Source organism: Halomonas sp. PA16-9, from assembly GCF_009728585.1.
GTDB classification, from domain to species: domain Bacteria; phylum Pseudomonadota; class Gammaproteobacteria; order Pseudomonadales; family Halomonadaceae; genus Vreelandella; species Vreelandella titanicae.
In genome coordinates this window covers 491,493-507,537 of sequence record NZ_CP040451.1, presented here as the reverse complement: position 1 = coordinate 507,537, position 16,045 = coordinate 491,493, and the positions used below count along the sequence as shown (strand labels likewise).

The 16,045-nt window shown below is 56.2% G+C and carries 11 protein-coding genes and 10 pseudogenes; 11 read left to right on the top strand and 10 right to left on the bottom strand.

The annotated features are described in order from the left end of the window. Positions 1-62: 62 nt before the first annotated feature. Positions 63-707, top strand: a complete 645-nt coding sequence (gene rsmD, locus FDY98_RS02395; protein WP_022520214.1) for a 16S rRNA (guanine(966)-N(2))-methyltransferase RsmD — start codon at positions 63-65, stop codon at positions 705-707. Between the two features lie 134 nt (positions 708-841). Continuing rightward, positions 842-1,063 carry a cell division protein ZapB gene (locus FDY98_RS02390; RefSeq protein ID WP_155705672.1) on the top strand — a complete coding sequence of 74 codons (222 nt, stop codon included), beginning with the start codon at positions 842-844 and terminating at the stop codon, positions 1,061-1,063. Between the two features lie 27 nt (positions 1,064-1,090). Here the strand turns inward: FDY98_RS02390 and FDY98_RS26580 are convergent, their stop codons facing one another. From FDY98_RS26580 to FDY98_RS26565, 9 genes and pseudogenes are all read right to left on the bottom strand, one after another. Then, entirely contained in the window at positions 1,091-1,363 is a 273-nt protein-coding gene (locus FDY98_RS26580; protein WP_340146655.1) for a GNAT family N-acetyltransferase, read from the bottom strand. Continuing rightward, on the bottom strand, positions 1,357-1,506 hold the full coding sequence (locus FDY98_RS26575) for a hypothetical protein (protein WP_340146654.1): 150 nt from the start codon (positions 1,504-1,506) through the stop codon (positions 1,357-1,359). Before FDY98_RS26575 ends, FDY98_RS26580 begins: the two co-directional genes overlap by 7 nt. 119 nt (positions 1,507-1,625) lie before the next feature. Next, positions 1,626-2,348 carry a hypothetical protein gene (locus tag FDY98_RS02380; protein ID WP_340146653.1) on the bottom strand — a complete coding sequence of 241 codons (723 nt, stop codon included), beginning with the start codon at positions 2,346-2,348 and terminating at the stop codon, positions 1,626-1,628. Positions 2,349-2,423: 75 nt separating this feature from the next. Beyond that, positions 2,424-2,731 (bottom strand): annotated as a pseudogene (locus tag FDY98_RS02375) (BolA family protein). Positions 2,732-2,774: 43 nt separating this feature from the next. Next, positions 2,775-4,174, bottom strand: a pseudogene (locus FDY98_RS02370) (MFS transporter). A 236-nt stretch (positions 4,175-4,410) separates the two neighbouring features. Next, positions 4,411-4,796 (bottom strand): annotated as a pseudogene (locus tag FDY98_RS02365) (hypothetical protein). A gap of 84 nt (positions 4,797-4,880) precedes the next feature. Further along, positions 4,881-6,384: pseudogene (lysS, locus tag FDY98_RS02360) on the bottom strand (lysine--tRNA ligase). A gap of 33 nt (positions 6,385-6,417) precedes the next feature. After that, positions 6,418-6,799 (bottom strand): annotated as a pseudogene (locus tag FDY98_RS26570) (peptide chain release factor-like protein). 17 nt (positions 6,800-6,816) lie between these two features. Beyond that, a pseudogene (locus FDY98_RS26565) lies at positions 6,817-7,391 on the bottom strand (PCRF domain-containing protein). 476 nt (positions 7,392-7,867) lie between these two features. Here FDY98_RS26565 and FDY98_RS26560 point away from each other — a divergent pair. The 6 genes and pseudogenes from FDY98_RS26560 to FDY98_RS02335 all read left to right on the top strand — a co-directional run bounded on the left by FDY98_RS26560 (position 7,868) and on the right by FDY98_RS02335 (position 12,889). Further along, positions 7,868-8,692 carry a peptide ABC transporter substrate-binding protein gene (locus tag FDY98_RS26560; protein WP_340146652.1) on the top strand — a complete coding sequence of 275 codons (825 nt, stop codon included), beginning with the start codon at positions 7,868-7,870 and terminating at the stop codon, positions 8,690-8,692. Positions 8,693-8,694: 2 nt separating this feature from the next. Beyond that, positions 8,695-9,084, top strand: coding sequence for an ABC transporter substrate-binding protein (locus tag FDY98_RS26555; protein WP_340146651.1), 390 nt, complete (start codon positions 8,695-8,697; stop codon positions 9,082-9,084). Beyond that, a complete protein-coding gene (locus FDY98_RS26550) occupies positions 9,081-9,407 on the top strand; it encodes a hypothetical protein (protein ID WP_340146650.1) in 327 nt (108 codons plus the stop codon). The genes FDY98_RS26555 and FDY98_RS26550 overlap by 4 nt, the downstream gene beginning before the upstream one ends. Positions 9,408-9,432: 25 nt before the next feature. Then, a pseudogene (gene oppB, locus FDY98_RS02345) lies at positions 9,433-10,359 on the top strand (oligopeptide ABC transporter permease OppB). Continuing rightward, positions 10,346-11,243, top strand: a pseudogene (locus FDY98_RS02340) (ABC transporter permease). The pseudogenes oppB and FDY98_RS02340 overlap by 14 nt, the downstream one beginning before the upstream one ends. A 33-nt stretch (positions 11,244-11,276) precedes the next feature. Continuing rightward, positions 11,277-12,889: pseudogene (locus FDY98_RS02335) on the top strand (ABC transporter ATP-binding protein). A gap of 95 nt (positions 12,890-12,984) precedes the next feature. On the opposite strand, the pseudogene FDY98_RS02330 reads toward FDY98_RS02335, so the two are convergent. Next, positions 12,985-14,332: pseudogene (locus FDY98_RS02330) on the bottom strand (OmpP1/FadL family transporter). A 263-nt stretch (positions 14,333-14,595) separates the two neighbouring features. On the opposite strand from FDY98_RS02330, the gene FDY98_RS02325 reads away from it, so the two are divergent. The 3 genes from FDY98_RS02325 to FDY98_RS26535 are packed head-to-tail and all read left to right on the top strand — an operon-like array spanning position 14,596 to position 16,024. Next, positions 14,596-15,024 carry a MerR family transcriptional regulator gene (locus FDY98_RS02325; RefSeq protein ID WP_009288270.1) on the top strand — a complete coding sequence of 143 codons (429 nt, stop codon included), beginning with the start codon at positions 14,596-14,598 and terminating at the stop codon, positions 15,022-15,024. Further along, entirely contained in the window at positions 15,021-15,683 is a 663-nt protein-coding gene (locus FDY98_RS26540; protein WP_340146647.1) for a cation transporter, read from the top strand. Before FDY98_RS02325 ends, FDY98_RS26540 begins: the two co-directional genes overlap by 4 nt. Continuing rightward, complete coding sequence (locus FDY98_RS26535; protein WP_340146646.1) at positions 15,683-16,024, top strand: hypothetical protein; 342 nt, start codon at positions 15,683-15,685, stop codon at positions 16,022-16,024. The genes FDY98_RS26540 and FDY98_RS26535 overlap by 1 nt, the downstream gene beginning before the upstream one ends. Positions 16,025-16,045: the final 21 nt, after the last annotated feature.

Here is a 16,045-nt window from a genome sequence, read left to right as displayed (position 1 = left end):
TTAAGGTTATGCTAACACCGTAACCCAAGACTTTGGATAAACAGCCCGCTACAATCCGCTTTATGACACGACAACGCCCCCCTCGATCCTCTACATCCCGCCGCACACCTGCTCAGCGGGGTGGTCAACAACTTGGCAAACCCGTTGGTAAGCCACTTGGTAAGTTACGCATCATCGGCGGTGAGTTCCGCCGCCGTCAGTTGCCGGTGCTGGATAGCCCAGGCTTGCGTCCAACCCCAGACCGCGTGCGTGAAACGCTGTTCAATTGGCTCGGCCAACAGCTTTACGGCCAGCAGGTACTCGACCTGTTCGCAGGTACCGGTGCGCTAGGCATTGAAGCGGTGTCTCGCGGCGCCTCCTGGGTCGATTTTGTCGAGCGCGACCCGCGGGTAGCGGCGCAGCTGTCGACCAATCTGGCATCGCTCAATATTACCGCAAGCGCGGTGCATGTTAACGATGTTCAGACTTATCTGACGCGCCCAGCCAAGCCCTATACGCTGGTCTTTCTTGACCCGCCTTTCCATCAGCAGCTGGCCGCGCCCTGCTGTTCGACATTGGAAACTAGTGGCTGGCTGGATAACGAGGCAATGATTTACCTGGAAACCGAGACATCGCTGGCTCCCAAGGTGCCCGCCAACTGGCTATTGCACCGCGAAACCCAGGCGGGCGAAAGCACTGCGCGGCTCTATCAACGTCAAGCACCGTAAACAGCGCTTGCCGCCACGCGGCGGTGGCGTTACGCTCGCCTCATTCGCCCCTACTGACAAGCTGTGTGCTTGTTTATTTGGGTGCCTTTTTATGACCTATTTTGGGTTTTCGTTTTTACGCTAGGGAGAGATACATGAGTCTGGAGCTATTTAATCAACTTGAGCAGAAAGTCACCGACACTGTTGATGCACTGGAGATGATGAAACTGGAAAATGAAGAGCTGCGCGGCGAAAACGCCAAGCTGAAAGAGGAGCGCGAAGAGTGGAGCGTCGCCTCAACAGCCTGCTCAGCAAGTTCGACAGCCTCGAAACCTCCAGCACGCCTTAGGCTCAGGATAAGTGCGCTGCTGCCCTAAAGCACCAGGGACATCAGCAGCGCATCCTCACGCCGGCGGCGGCTTGCGACGATAGCGGTGGGTAGTAGCCTTTGCGCCGTCCGTCTTCGCTAAACCCGCAGCGCTGGTAGAGCGGATAGCGCTAAGATTACTCACCCGCACCTCTAGCAGCAGCCGCTCGCTCAGCCAGCCGCGTGCGGTGGACAGCACGACCTCCATCAACGCCCGACCTGCTCCACTGCGTCGCTGCTCTGGGTGTACCCCAATGGCTTGTAGTTCCGCCTCAAACGGCAGTCGCGCCACAATGGCGTACCCTAACAACTGCTCATCCTGCACCAGCCCAGTACACAGGTATCCTGGCTGCCCAACGCTGCCAGCATTTGCGTCTCAGAAGTACCGCTCTGCGCCCGGTGCTCAAGCGCAATCAGTAGGGCTAGGTGCTCAACGTTGAGTTCAGTGATCATCCGTTGCCTGCTGAGCACTTTCTAACTGAGTGCCCACTGCCTGAGCGCCAGTCGCCTTATCGGCTTCCCACTGCTGGCCTAACGCCTGCAGCGCTGGCCAGAGGTCGCGCTTACTATGGCTACCGTCGAGGAGCGCCCCAAGTGAGGGGCCCTGCCATAAGGGCAGCGAAAGCGTTTTGGCTGTGACCTTCAGCCACGTTCAGTATGCGCTCCAGCGGCGCTTGTTCAGCTCCAGATTCGGTATCAGGCTCGGCTTCCAACTCACCCCACCAGAGTAATCGCTCTAACCGCCACCCCTGTCGGCTCGCGCTTCCGGCGATAAACGCCGCCAAGCCCTCGCGGGCTTCGTCCAGGGGATCCTCCACCGCAAGGCGTTGGCCATTTGCGGCCAGGTGAAGTGGCTCACTTTCCGGCAACGCTCCACGCTGAATGCCCGCGGCCTGCAACAGGTTAACCAGTAGCTGCTGCTCAAGCGGACTCATTTCCCCCGCCTGCAGCACCATCCAGCGGCCCTCAAGACAAACGCAGGAGAGCGCGAACTTAAGCGGTTTGGCTGGCACGGTTTCCGCGCTGGAAGTCGCCGTCTCCGGGTTGGCAATCGCCGGCTTATTTTGGCCCGGCTTGTCCGCACGGTCTTGACCCAGCAGTGCCCGCACCGCCGAGGGTGAGGCAATGGCTTCGCCTGAGGCCTGGGGGTCGGAAGATTGAAGTTCGCGGTTGAGGTTTGGACGTTTGCCGCTTGGGCGCAGGGGCGTCGTCCAGCAATGCCTGTAGCCGCTCCCGAGGTGGCGTAGGGGCAGGCGTCGAATCCTCCCACTCGCAGGCCTCGGTGGGCAGCGCATTAGGCAACTGGTACTTCGCGGCCCAGGCGGTAATACCCATGGCGTCCAGGTAGTGGCGCCGAGTAACTTCTTGATTCACTTCCCGCCGTCGCGACAGTTGGGTGAGTTCGGGCGTTCACCGCCACGTGCCTGCCACTCGCTGGGGTATAAAGATGCAGCGCTAAGGCGTGCACCGGTCCGGAAAGCTCATCGGCCAACAGCGCATAAATTTGCTGGTGACGCTTCACCGGCATCATGCCGTCGAAGGAGTCACTCACTAGCGTCACTTTGAAGTGGGTTTCAGAGTTCGCGGGCACGTTGTGCATGTGGCTTTCGTTTTCAACCTGCAGCACGTCCGGCGCAAGTGCCGTTAACTTCTGCTCAATCTGTGTCTGCAGCGTCATAAGGTTCTCCTTGAGAGATCACAAACCATTTTATTGTACGCGCTTACTGGCCCGCAGACGATGCCCGTCGAGCGTGTAACGCACGCCTTGCCAGCGGCATACGCGCCACGCTTGCCAAGAGCGCCAGCAGCGTGGTCGCCGCCCCCAGCCAGAGCGTTACCTGTACCGGCCAGCCTAGCGCCAATGCAGCACCGACTAAGGCCACGCCAAACGACTGCCCGACGGTACGCGTGGTGCTCATGACGCCAGAGACGTTGGAACTGCGCTCCGGTGGCAGACTACCCATCATTTCGCGATTGTTGGGTGGCTGGAACAGGCCAAAACCAATACCGCATAGCGCAGTGCGCCATAGACTTCCCGCCACGCCGGTCGACTCATCGACCAGCGCCAGCGCAATCAGGCCAATGATAAGTAGGCCAAGCCCCGCGCTGGAGAGAATACTGGGATTAATACGGTCGGCTAAGCGCCCCGCTACAGGGCCAACGAACATGATAGCCAGTGGCCAAGGAGTGAACAGCCAAGCGGTTTCCAGTGGCGAAAAACCCATCTGCTCCTGGTAGAAAACGACAGGGCTACAAACGTAAGGCCCTGACCTATAAAGGCAAGCCCAGAGGCCGATACCGCGAGTGTAAAGCGCAGCTCGGCAAATACGCTAAGCGGCAGCAATGGATACGGCGCACGACGCTGGCGCGCAATAAATCCAGCACCGGCGAGTACCGCCAACAGCGCCCAGCCACCGCTTTGCCAAATCGGCGCGGCGTGGCTCACGGCGTCCATGGTAATAAAGAAGCTGGCCAGCATAACGATCGAGAGCAGCGCCCCAGCCACATCAAAACTGCCTTTGCGTGGCTCTTCTCGGGGCAACGCACGCTTGGCGAGCCACAGCGAGCAGAGACCCAGCGGCACATTGAGCGCAAACAGCCAGGGCCAATCGGCAAACGACAGGATCACGCCGCTGAGGCGTGGGCCCTGCGCGTAGCCGCCGGCCACGACCAATGCACTCAAGCCCAGGGCGCTGCCAACAGCCGCGAGGGGAAAATCGCCCGATAGAGCGACGGCCCAATCGACAGCGTGGCGGCGGCACCTAGCCCCTGAAAGGCACGGAACACCAGCAACGTTTCTAAGTTGCGCGATAGTGCCGCCCCTAGCGCGGCAGCGACAAAGGTGGCCAGTCCAAACAGGTAGAGCCTGCGACGTGTGATCAATTCACTAATGCCCGCAAACACGAGCAAAAAGCCGCACAAACAACCTGAAACAGGTTGGTAATCCATACCGCTCGGGATGCCGACACATTCAAGTCGGCGGCAATAGTGGGCAGCGCCAGGTTGATCATGGTGGTATCGACCACCGCCATCAAGGTACCGGTTACCAGCGCCAGCACAGCAAGGCGCGTTCAGGCCCAGGCAGGCCATCGTCGCCGGGGCGGGTTTCAAACAGTCGCATGCAAGCGTTCCTAGGCAGGAGAGATCTTAAACGAAACGGCCAACGCGAAACGATTAAAGACACTGCGTCTAAAGACACAGCGTTAAAAACGATGAAACCGCCTAAGCCGGTTTCGAAGTGCGCTAATTAACAGTGTGTCATTTCACAGTGCACTAGCGGCTGTTACCAGCCAAACGCGCAGGCAAACACTGGGCTTACGTAATACTAGGCTTGCCTAAATACTAGCACGCTAACGGCTAGTCCTGCTCACTATCGAGCAGTAACGCATCATCGACTTCTGAGATTTCCAGCGCCGTTTCGTCGTCTAGATCAATGGCCAGGTAGCTGTGCTCGACGCGCACAAACTCCTGGAACAATGCCCAGTCGAGTTTATCCGGCCACTGCCGTTCGTCCTCTTCCCAAGCGCGCAGCTCAGTCTCGAGAATTTCCACGTAGCGGTCGCGCACAAAAGTTTCCAGCGCTTCCGGGTATCCATCTCTGGAATCAGGTAAATGGTACTTTCACGTTCGACGTCGTCCAGGGTCAGGTCGTCGTCTCCCATGGTGGGTTCCAGCGCGTTGATCCAGTCCACAAAGGGCTGGGTCGGCCTGACGCTCAGTGCGGAGCGGTTAAGCAGTTTCATGGGATTCTCCTCGCCGTCGAAACGTTGACCATTATGGGCGCTATAACGCGCCCTTACCAACTTTTCATCCGTTATCGTAGCGTGTTAGTCCACTTCAGGGCGCATCGCCGGAACAGCAACACATCGCGAATCGATGCGCTGTCGGTGAACAGCATCACCAAGCGGTCAATACCGATGCCTTCGCCCGCGGTGGGCGGCATGCCGTACTCCAAAGCACGCACGTAATCTGCATCGTAGTACATTGCTTCCAGGTCACCGGCATCTTTTTCCGCGGACTGGGCACGGAAGCGCTCCGCCTGATCTTCTGCGTCGTTAAGCTCCGAGAAACCATTGGCGATTTCGCGACCACCGACAAAGAACTCAAAGCGGTCAGTGACGAAGGGATTGGCGTCATTACGCCGGGCAAGCGGACTCACTTCAGCCGGGTATTCGGTGATAAAGGTCGGCTGGTCGAGCTTATGCTCGGCAACCTCTTCGAATATCTCCGTTTGCACCTTGCCCAGGCCCCAGCTCTCTTTGACCTTGATGCCCAGTTTCTCGGCGGTTGCCCGCGCCGCTTCCAGCGAATCCAAATCGCTGTCGGCAATGCCGTCTCCATGATCAAGAATCGCCTGACGTAGCGTTAAGCGGGCAAAAGGTTTGCCGAAATCGTAGCTCGCGCCTGATACTCAATCACTGAGTTACCGAGCACTTCTTCAGCGGCGGTGCGCAGCATCGCTTCGGTCATATCGAGCAGGTCGCGGTAATCCGCATAGGCCCAGTAGAACTCCACCATGGTGAATTCTGGTTGTGGCGCGTTGATAACCCTTCGTTGCGGAAGTTGCGGTTAATCTCGAACACTTTCTCAAACCGCCCACCACCAGACGCTTGAGGTAAAGCTCTGGCGCAATACGCAGATACATGTCGATATCCAGCGCATTGTGGTGGGTAATGAACGGCCGAGCCGCCGCTCCGCCGGGGATCGGCTGGAGCATCGGCGTCTCTACTTCCATAAAACCACGGGCTTCAAAGAAGCGGCGCATGGAGCTGATGACCGCTGCGCGGGTTTCAAACACCTTGCGCGACTGCGGATTCATGATCAGATCCACATAGCGCTGGCGATAGCGGGCTTCCATATCGGTGAGGCCGTGAAACTTGTCCGGCAGCGGGCGCAGGCTCTTGGTGAGCAGCTGCGCCTCTTCATCATCACGTACAGATCGCCCTTGCCGGATTTATGCACCGGCCCGTGGGCAGCGACGATGTCACCGATATCCCAGCTTTTAACGTCTTCCAGCACGTCGGCGGCAGGCCCTTTTTATCCACGTAGAGCTGGATTTGCCCGGCCACATCCTGAATGACGATGAAGGGGCCACGTTGACGCATCACACGACCCGCCACAGCGGCGTGGTGATCCAGCGCTTCAAGCTCGCCTTGTCTTTATCGCCGAAGGCATTTTGCAGCTCGACGGTTAAGCTGTCGCGGCGAAAATCATTGGGGAACGCACTCTTTCCCTGCTCAGCGGCGCGCTCGCGGCGAGCAGTCAACTTGGCACGGCGCTCGGCGATCAGGTGGTTTCGTTGTCTGCAGGAGACGCGTCTTGGTTAGCCATGGGGCACCCTGTTCATGTTCAAACGCTAAAAAATTACAAGCCTTGCTTCAAGCTGGCGACGATAAATTGATCAATATCCCCGTCGAGCACTTTATCGCAGCTGCTGGACTGTACGCTGGTGCGCAAATCCTTGATGCGCTGATCATCCAGCACGTAAGAGCGAATCTGGCTGCCCCAGCCGATGTCAGCCTTGGAGTCCTCGGCCTCCTGCTTGGCGGCGTTGCGCTTTTGCATCTCGTGTTCCCACAACCGCGCTTTCAACTGCTTCATGGCAAAATCGCGGTTGGTGCTGGCTGCGTTGCCCCTGGCAGGCCACCACGATACCGGTCGGCTCGTGGGTAATCCGCACGGCCGAATCGGTGGTGTTTACGTGCTGACCGCCCGCGCCGCTGGAGCGGTAGGTATCGACGCGCAAGTCCGAGGGATTAATCTCTACCTCGAAACTGTCGTCAATTTCCGGGACAGGAATACCGAGGCAAACGAGGTATGCCGACGACCACCGGAATCAAACGGGCTTTTACGCACTAGGCGGTGCACGCCGGTTTCAGTACGCAGCCAGCCGAAAGCGTAATCGCCTTGGATATGCACCGTGGCCGACTTAATGCCCGCCACTTCGCCAGCAGAGATTTCAGTGATATCGGCTTTGAAGCCGTGGCTCTCTGCCCAGCGCAGGTACATGCGCAATAAAATATTGGCCCAATCCTGGGCTTCGGTGCCACCAGAGCCGGACTGAATTTCCAGGTAGGCGTTGTTCTGATCCATTTCACCGGAGAACATGCGCCGAAACTCAAGCTTTTCTAACGCCGCCTGCATGCTGTCCAGCTCTTTGCACACTTCTTCGACGGTGCCTTCATCCTCTTCCATTTCAGCCAGCTCTAGCAGATCCCGGCTATCGCCAAGGCCCTGCTCAAGTTCATCAATGGGGCCACTATGGCTTCGAGGGAGGCGCGCTCTTTGCCTAACTTCTGCGCGTAGTCTGGATCGTTCCAGACATTGGGGTCTTCCAGTTCGCGGGTGACCTCTTCTAGCCGATCTTTCTTCTCGGCATAGTCAAAGATACCCCCTAAGAACGTCTGTCCGCTCAGACAGGTCCTTGAGCTGGTTGTGAATCGGATTGGTTTCCAACATGAATTGTCTCGGCTAAAGATGCGGTGGAAAGGCGGTCTATTGTAGCGAAATTAGCGGCTAACAGCCATCTACACCATATCTATTGAAAAGCTCTATACCCATATGCGCAATTTCTCATAGACATAGACTTTTTTACGATGGTAAGACTTAAATAAAGTTTTATTTGCTAATTGCCATTTATATCCCCACTAAGCACAAAGACTTTGGTAATTAACGTTAAACACTTGTCTCCAAATCACTCACAACAGCGGACATGGCGGATTTAACATGACAAAAACTCGCACTCTCTTTGGATCGATGGCGCTGACCTTAGCCTTGTGGCCCTCTCCAGGCAGATACCCTTCGTCTAGCGATTATGGGCGAACCCGCATCGCTTGATCCGCATAAAATTAGCGGCAAGTGGGAAAACGATGTCGTCGGCGATCTTTTTGAAGGGCTCATCACGGAAGCGATCGACGGCACGCGGATTCCCGGAGCTGCCGAATCATGGGAAATATCAAATGACGGTACCGAATATACTTTCACATTAAGAAGCGACGCTAAATGGTCAGATGGAGAGCCAGTGACCGCCGATGACTTTGTGTTTGCGTTTCAGCGTATTTTGGATCCTGCCACGGCGGCCAATTACGCTTACCTGCTTTATCCGATTAAGAATGCCGAAGCTGTCTATGCTGGCGAAGTAGATACAAGCGCGCTCGGTGTAAAAGCTATCGACGCGACCACGCTACAGATCACCCTCGAGCGCTCAACACCTTACTTTTTAGATCAACTTTCTCACTACACCGCCTACCCGCTGCCACGCCACGTGGTAGAAGAGCACGGCAATGAGTGGTCGCGACCAGGCAACATGGTCTCCAACGGCGCTTTCCAGTTAGAAGACTGGCAGTCGCAGACGCGTATCACGGCAACGCGCAATCCCAACTTTCACGATGCTGACGCGGTCGCGCTGGACGAAGTTGTCTATTTCCCTATCGAAGAGCGCAACACGGCGCTCAACCGTTTTCGCGCGGGAGAGATTGATATCGCCCGCGAGTTCCCCACCCAGCAGTATAAATGGCTGCAGGAGAACCTGCCGGAAGCGGTTCAAGTAGCGCCCTATCTAGGTATCTACTACTACGTGTTTAATGCCGAGATGGCCATGCGACCACTGATCCGCGTGTTCGTGAAGCACTTAGCTTAGCAGTGCGCCGAGAAGTCATTACCGACCAGATACTCGGCACGGGCGAAGTACCTGCTTACAGCTTCGTCCCACCCAACGTCAGTCACTATACGGCTCCTAATGTTAGTTTCGCCGACTTATCGCAAGACGAGCGATTGGAGCGCGCCCAGGAACTGTTACAAGAGGCAGGCTACGGCCCAGATAACCCGTTAGAACTCATGCTGCGCTATAACACCAGCGAAGATCACCGCAAAGTCGCTATTGCAGTGGCCGCCATGTGGAAACCTCTTGGCGTTGAAGTTGAGCTTTATAACGCCGAGGTTGCCGTTCATTACGCCGATATCCGTCAAGGCGATTTTGACGTTGCCCGCGCAGGCTGGATCGGTGACTACAACGACGCGCAAACTTTTTGAGCCTATTAGAAAGCAACGTATCGAATAACTACGGCGCCTATAGCTCGCCCGAATTTGATGCATTGATGAGCGAAGCGGCGAACACCCAAGACCTTAATGAACGCGCAGAGCTGATGGCCGAAGCGGAAACTATCGCTTTAGAAAATAGCGCTACGCTGCCCATTTATTACTATGTATCGCGCATTTGGTCAGCCCTGACCTCGTCGGCTGGGAAACCAATATTGAGGACATCCATCGTTCACGCTGGATTAGCTTTGATCGCTAACTCACTTCTCTCCGTTGTTTTTGACTCATTAGTACGTCGTTACTTCCTCGGGCCTTAGACTCGGGGATCGAGGCTACTCCATCATGCTCATCTACACTCTAAAACGCTTACTACAAGCGATCCCGACGCTGTGGATCGTTATTACCCTGTCGTTCTTTTTAATGCACCTGGCACCCGGCGGCCCTTTCGATGGCGAACGCCAACTCCCCGCCGAAATAGAAGCGAACATGATGGCAGCTTACGGACTGGATAAACCTGTCTGGGAGCAGTACCTCACCTACATGGGCAATCTACTCCAGGGCAACCTTGGGCCTTCTTTTAAGTACAAAGACTTTTCGGTCACCGAGCTTGTGGTGCAAGGCTTTCCGGTCAGCCTTGAACTTGGCCTGTGGGCGATTGGTTTGGCACTGCTGGTCGGCATACCGATGGGAGTGATAGCCGCCCTTAAACGCAACTCCAGCGTTGACTACCTGGTGATGGGAACCGCACTGGCTGGCGTGGCTATTCCTAACTTTGTGATTGCCCCACTGCTGGCCCTGGTGTTCGGCGTTTTTCTGGCCTGGCTGCCGGTAGGCGGCTGGAACAACGGTCACTGGAGCAATATGGTGCTCCCCGTGGTGGCCCTTTCGATCCAACAGATTGCCTATATCGCCCGCATGATGCGCGCCAGCATGATTGAAGTACTGGGCAGTCACTTCATCCGCACCGCCCGAGCCAAAGGGCTAAGCGAGAGCGAAGTGATTCTGCGTCATGCCCTGCGACCATCATGCTGCCGGTTATCTCCTACTTAGGGCCCGCTATTGCCGGCATTATCACCGGTTCCGTGGTGATCGAACAGATCTTCGGCATCCCCGGGATTGGCCGTTATTTTGTCCAAGCTGCGCTTAATCGCGACTACACCCTGGTTATGGCACAGTGGTGTTTATGGCGCTCTGATCGTTCTACTCAACCTATTGGTCGATTTACTCTACTCGGCACTGGATCCGCAGATTCGCTATGATAATGACTAAATCGTTACCCTCAACGACGCTGTCGTCCCCGCCTGTCGCTGGCAACAGCCTGGGCCGCGAAGCTTGGCGACGCCTACGCCAAACAAAGCGGCTTTGGCCAGCCTCATACTGCTCGCGGTGATTACCCTTGTTTGCTTGGCCGGCCCCTGGCTAACGCCGTGGGCACTCGACGAGGTGGACTGGAACGCCTTTTTGGCACCGCCAAGCATTGAAAGCGGCCACTTAGCGGGCACCGATGCCAACGGTCGTGACCTGCTGACACGAGTATTTTACGGTGGGCAAATATCGCTTTCAGTGGCGATTGTCGCCACCCTCGTTTCTCTTGTTATTGGCGTGCTGTATGGCGCGGTGGCAGGCTATTTCGGCGGCCGCATCGACAATCTGATGATGCGCTTTGTCGACATCATGTATTCGCTCCCGTTTATGTTTATGGTCATCCTGCTGATGGTGGTATTCGGGCGTAATATCCTACTGATTTACGCTGCCATTGGTGCCGTCGAATGGCTCGACATGTCGCGTATTGTGCGCGGGCAGGTACTGGCATTAAAACGCCGTGAGTTCGTCGAAGCCGCCCATGCGCTTGGAGTGAGCAGCTTTAAAATAGTCACACGCCACCTGATCCCTAATGCCATCGGACCGGTAATTATCTACGTCACCTCACCGTCCCCAAGGTGATTTTGCTGGAAAGCTTTCTGTCCTTCCTGGGTCTCGGCGTTCAAGAGCCGTTGACCAGTTGGGGAGTACTGATCAGCGAAGGCAAAGACATGATGGAAACAGCGTCCTGGATGCTGATTATTCCCTCTATATTTCTCGCCACCACGCTGCTGTGCTTAAACTTCCTGGGCGACGGTCTGCGCGACGCCCTTGATCCCAAAACACGTTAACAAAAGACGCGCTAATAAAGGCAAGGAGGCACTATGCCATCACCACTGCTGGAATTTGATCACCTGCGCGTCGATTTTGACCTTCCCGACGGTGTTGTGGCCGCGGTCAAAGACGTTAGCTTTACGCTTCATCAAGGCGAGACCCTGGCGCTTGTCGGCGAGTCGGGCTCGGGCAAGTCGATTACCTCGACCGCTGTGATGGGGCTACTTCCCGAGCTAGCGCGCTCCACGGGCCGCATTCGCTGGCATGGCGGCGCAGGTGATGAAGACTTGCTCACGGTCAGCCGTCAGCGCCTGCGGGCCATCCGGGCAATGAAATCTCGATGATCTTTCAGGAGCCCATGACCTCGCTCAACCCACTGCACCGCATTGGTAAGCAGATTCGGGAAGTTCTGCATAAGCACACGCCCTTGCGCGGTCGCGACTCCCACCAACGCGTGCTCGAGCTGTTAGATCAAGTGGGTATTCCAGAGCCCGAGCGCCGCGTTGATAGCTATCCGCACGAGCTTTCCGGTGGTCAGCGCCAGCGGGTGATGATTGCCATGGCATTGGCCTGCGAACCCAAGCTGCTGATTGCCGATGAACCGACCACTGCCCTTGATGTCACCGTGCAGGCTCAGATACTCGCCCTGCTGAAAGACCTGCAGACTCGCTACGGTATGGCCATTCTATTTATCACCCATGACCTGGGAGTCGTTCGGCATTTAGCCGATAGTGTGTGTGTGATGCAATACGGTGAAATTGTTGAATCAGGAGCAACCAACACACTTTTCCAATCACCGCAGCATCCTTATACGCAGATGCTTATCGCCGCCAATCCAAGCGGCCAAAAGGCGCCCGTTCCCGACACGGCCCCAGTTTTGCTCACCGCCCATAACCTTAACGTGCGATTTGCGATTAAAAAGCAGCTATTTGGCCCCAACCGCTATTTTGAAGCAGTCAAAAATATCGACCTTACCTTGCGACAAGGGCAAACCTTAGGCGTGGTAGGCGAATCAGGCTCAGGAAAAACCACCCTTGGCCGCGCGCTGCTTCGGCTGGTGAAAAGCCGCGGCGAGATACACTACGATGATATCGACGTGGCCCAACTTGATCGAGCGGGCATGCGGCCGTTGCGCTCCCGTGTCCAGGTGGTCTTTCAAGACCCCTTCGGTTCGCTTTCGCCGCGCATGACCGTGGGTGAGATTATTGGCGAAGGCTTGTGTGTCCATCAGCCTCTTCTGACCCGAGCCCAGCGTGATACCGAGGTTATTCAAGCCCTTGAGGAAGTTGCCTTAGACCCAAGCCACCGACACCGCTACCCCCATGAGTTTTCCGGCGGCCAGCGGCAACGCATTGCGATTGCTCGTGCATTGGTCGTCAAACCGGAGTTTCTTCTGCTCGACGAGCCAACGTCTGCGCTGGATCGCTCGGTACAAATGACCATCATTGAGCTATTACGCGACTTACAACAGCGGCATCAACTGACCTACCTGTTTATTAGCCATGACCTCGCCGTGGTGCGCGCACTGGCCGATGAGGTGATCGTAATGCGCCAAGGAGAAATCGTTGAGCAAAGCGACACTCAATCTCTCTTCAATGCCCCACGCCAACCCTATACCCGTGAGCTAATGCAGGCCGCTTTTCTGGATAGCCTAGCGATATAGGCCTTTATGCCTTCGCTGTGATGACGAATGGCGTTATCGCAGCTAATAAAAAACCCGGCATGCGCCGGGTTTCAGTGGGGTTGGCTCTTTAGGGTTTAAAAGCGATAGGTTAACTGAGCACCAAAACCGTGAGCTTCGTTTTTGTAGTCGGCTGAGTAGGAGGCCCCGCCAACCGGCTGGCCGCCCGTGGCCTGACTGGCCAGCAGGTCGCTACGATCCTGCTCAACAAAGGTGCCGCGCTCTGACAGATAGGAGTAAGCCACATCGACAGTCAGGTCAGGCGTTGGGCTCCATCCTGCCCCCAGCGAGAAAATACGCCGATCATCGGAAGGAATACGTACGCTACGATCCTCATCATTGGTCGGCGTCATGTCTAACGTAACCCCAGCACGAAGCGCCAATGTCTTGGTTAACTGGTACTCGCCGCCAGTGGCAAACGCCCAGGCGTTTGAATAGTTCTGAAACTCTTGGGTAATCGTATCGCCTTGGCTGCCGGTAACCAAGATTTGATCAAAGTGGCTCCAACGCACCCAGGATGCACCGAACATCAGCTTGAGACGGTCAGTCATCTGCTGGGTAAGCGAGAAGTTAACCGTCTCAGGGGTGGTCAAATCCAGGCTAGCAGTATCTGAGCGAACGACATTACCCAGAGGATCAGTAGCGCTAAAATCACCTTCCAAGGTGTAGTCTACTTTCGAGCGGTAAGTCAGCCCCAGGGTGGTTTCAGGTACTGGACGATAGATTACGCCTAAGTTATAGCCCCACGCTTCGTCGTCACCATCAACCCGCGAGTCGATGTCGGCATCTGGGTTAAAGGTGGCCTCACTGGGTACTTGTCGGCGTAGTTCGCCTTCCACACGGTTGTAAGTAATCCCCGCGCCTACTGACCACTGATCATTAAAACGGTAAGAAACCGTCGGCTGCGCACTGACCACTTTGACTTCGGTGTAGTCGCCAAATAGCGCCCTTGAAAATCATCTTCATAATCGGTTTTGAGCCAAAGGGTGCATACACCCCAAACCCGAACGCCAGTTGATCGGTCACTGGGTGCGCATAGAAAGCAAAGGGGATCGGCGTACCTGGCACCATATCGCCATCATTCCCTCCGGGAATGCTACCGACGGGGATCTGATTGCCATTTGGCGCGCCACCAAGCGCGACCCCGGAGTCGATATAGCGAGAAGCTTCGACATTAGAGATGTCAGTATTCACGTTTAGATACGTGCCACCAACGGTCACCTGGGCACGGTCTAAAAACGACATACCCGCTGGGTTACCGTACACAATGGTTGCATCATGGATGTTAGAGCTTCGCCCGGCATGGCCATAGCCCTGCCCACTCACGCTCTGCTCGTTAATTTGATACCCGCCCGCGTGGGCTTGGCTGGCAAAAGCGGCCGTAATGGCAGCAGCCAGGGTGAGCTTATTAAATTTATTATTCATAGTGGGCCTCTCTTCCCGATGATCCAGTGGATACCGACGATCCACCCTCTTTATTTTTACATGACTGTTTTCTCGCAACTGAGCCAAAGGTTCAAGGGCAAACGTTCGTTTTATTTTATTTTTGGCTTATACATTAGTCGCACGGTCGTTTTAAATCAGTGTTTTAGTCATTTCAGCTTACTGAGCCAAGAGGCCTTGACCTATGGGTTACCCATAGGTTCTACACTAAATAACCACTATTTAACCGGTCGGGAGAACAGGCCATGAAAGTTAACGAGCTTGCCAAACGGGGCGGCGTTACCGCTGAGACCGTGCGCCACTACGCTCGTGAGCAGCTACTTGCCCCCCAGCGCCATCCAGATAACGGCTATCAGCTATTTTCAGATACCGACCTAGAACGTCTGCGGTTTATTCAGCGGGCGCGCAAATTAGGTTTTAGCGTGGCTGAGATTCGCGACATTCTGACCCACGCCGACCAAGGCGACTCTCCCTGCCCCTTGGTACGCGACTTACTCGCCAGCCGCTTGCCGCAAATTCGAGCACGTATTGCCGAGTTGGAAGCGCTAGCCGAACGAATGGAACAGGCCATGGAGAGCTGGCAGCAAATGCCCGACGGCTCCCCCGACGGCCACAGCGTGTGTCGCCTGATTGAGAGCTTTCCTGACGCCCCGTCTATTAAGGAGACCCCATGAGCGACGCCTCTACCGAAGCCGCCTCAAGCGTAAGCCCTGCCAATGGAGCCACCACGCGAACCATCCCCGGCATGAATTGCCAGGGCTGCGTCAAGCGTATGCGCGAGGCGATTCAAAGTGGTGACCCTGAAGCAGACGTCACCGGCATTCCTAGCGAAAAACGCCTCGAGGTTGTTTCGACTCTAACCGACGCCGAGCTTGATCAACGCTTGACCGCGGCGGGCTACCCGCCAGGCGAAGCAGCTCTGGAGGAAGCAGCCCCAGACGATGTTGATAATCAGCCAGAAACCGCGGCACCCGCTGATGCCGAAGCTGAAAAAACCGCAGGTGCTCACTCCCAGTCTCAAGGGCAAGGCAAGAAACAGCGCTTGGCGATTAGTGGGATGACCTGCGCCAGCTGCGTCAACAGCGTGCAGAAAGCACTAGAGCGAACTGAGGGAGTCGACACCGCCAGCGTCAATTTTGGCACCCACTCCGCCCAGGTGTTTGGCAGTGCCGAGACCCAAGCGTTAATCGCCGCCGTTGAGTCAGCCGGCTATGGCGCCGAACCGATTGTGGATATGCGGGAAGCAGAACGCACTCGTGCAGAGCAGGATGCCAAGACTTACCAAAACGGCTGCGCGGCAGCGCGATCTCGCTGGCACTGGCGATTCCGCTGATGCTCAGCATGCTTTTTTTCCATCCCCACCCGATGGGCATGGGGCGTCTCTACTGGCTGGTGATCGGCTTGTTAACCTTGGGTATTTTGGCCTTCCCAGGACGCCACTTTTTCGTCAACGCCTGGAAGCAGTTTAAGCATCGCCAAGCCAATATGGATACCCTGGTGGCCATGGGCACCGGCACCGCCTGGCTCTACTCCATGGCCGTGGTGCTGTTTGCGCCATGGCTGCCAGAAGTCGCTCAGGGGATCTATTTTGAAGCCTCAGCCATGGTGATCGGGCTGATTCTACTCGGCAATGCCATGGAGCTACGTGCCCGGGCCGCACCAGCAATGCGCTAAAGCGCCTGCTTGACCTACAGA

Bases quoted from the DNA above. Each gene is read 5' to 3' on its own strand.
- FDY98_RS02325 (WP_009288270.1), top strand. From the start codon at position 14,596: ATGAAAGTTAACGAGCTTGCCAAACGGGGCGGCGTTACCGCTGAGACC.
- FDY98_RS26575 (WP_340146654.1), bottom strand. From the start codon at position 1,506: ATGATCACTGAACTCAACGTTGAGCACCTAGCCCTACTGATTGCGCTT.
- FDY98_RS26535 (WP_340146646.1), top strand. From the start codon at position 15,683: ATGCTCAGCATGCTTTTTTTCCATCCCCACCCGATGGGCATGGGGCGT.
- rsmD (WP_022520214.1), top strand. From the start codon at position 63: ATGACACGACAACGCCCCCCTCGATCCTCTACATCCCGCCGCACACCT.
- FDY98_RS26540 (WP_340146647.1), top strand. From the start codon at position 15,021: ATGAGCGACGCCTCTACCGAAGCCGCCTCAAGCGTAAGCCCTGCCAAT.
- FDY98_RS02390 (WP_155705672.1), top strand. From the start codon at position 842: ATGAGTCTGGAGCTATTTAATCAACTTGAGCAGAAAGTCACCGACACT.
- FDY98_RS02380 (WP_340146653.1), bottom strand. From the start codon at position 2,348: ATGCGCTGCCCACCGAGGCCTGCGAGTGGGAGGATTCGACGCCTGCCC.
- FDY98_RS26560 (WP_340146652.1), top strand. From the start codon at position 7,868: ATGGGCGAACCCGCATCGCTTGATCCGCATAAAATTAGCGGCAAGTGG.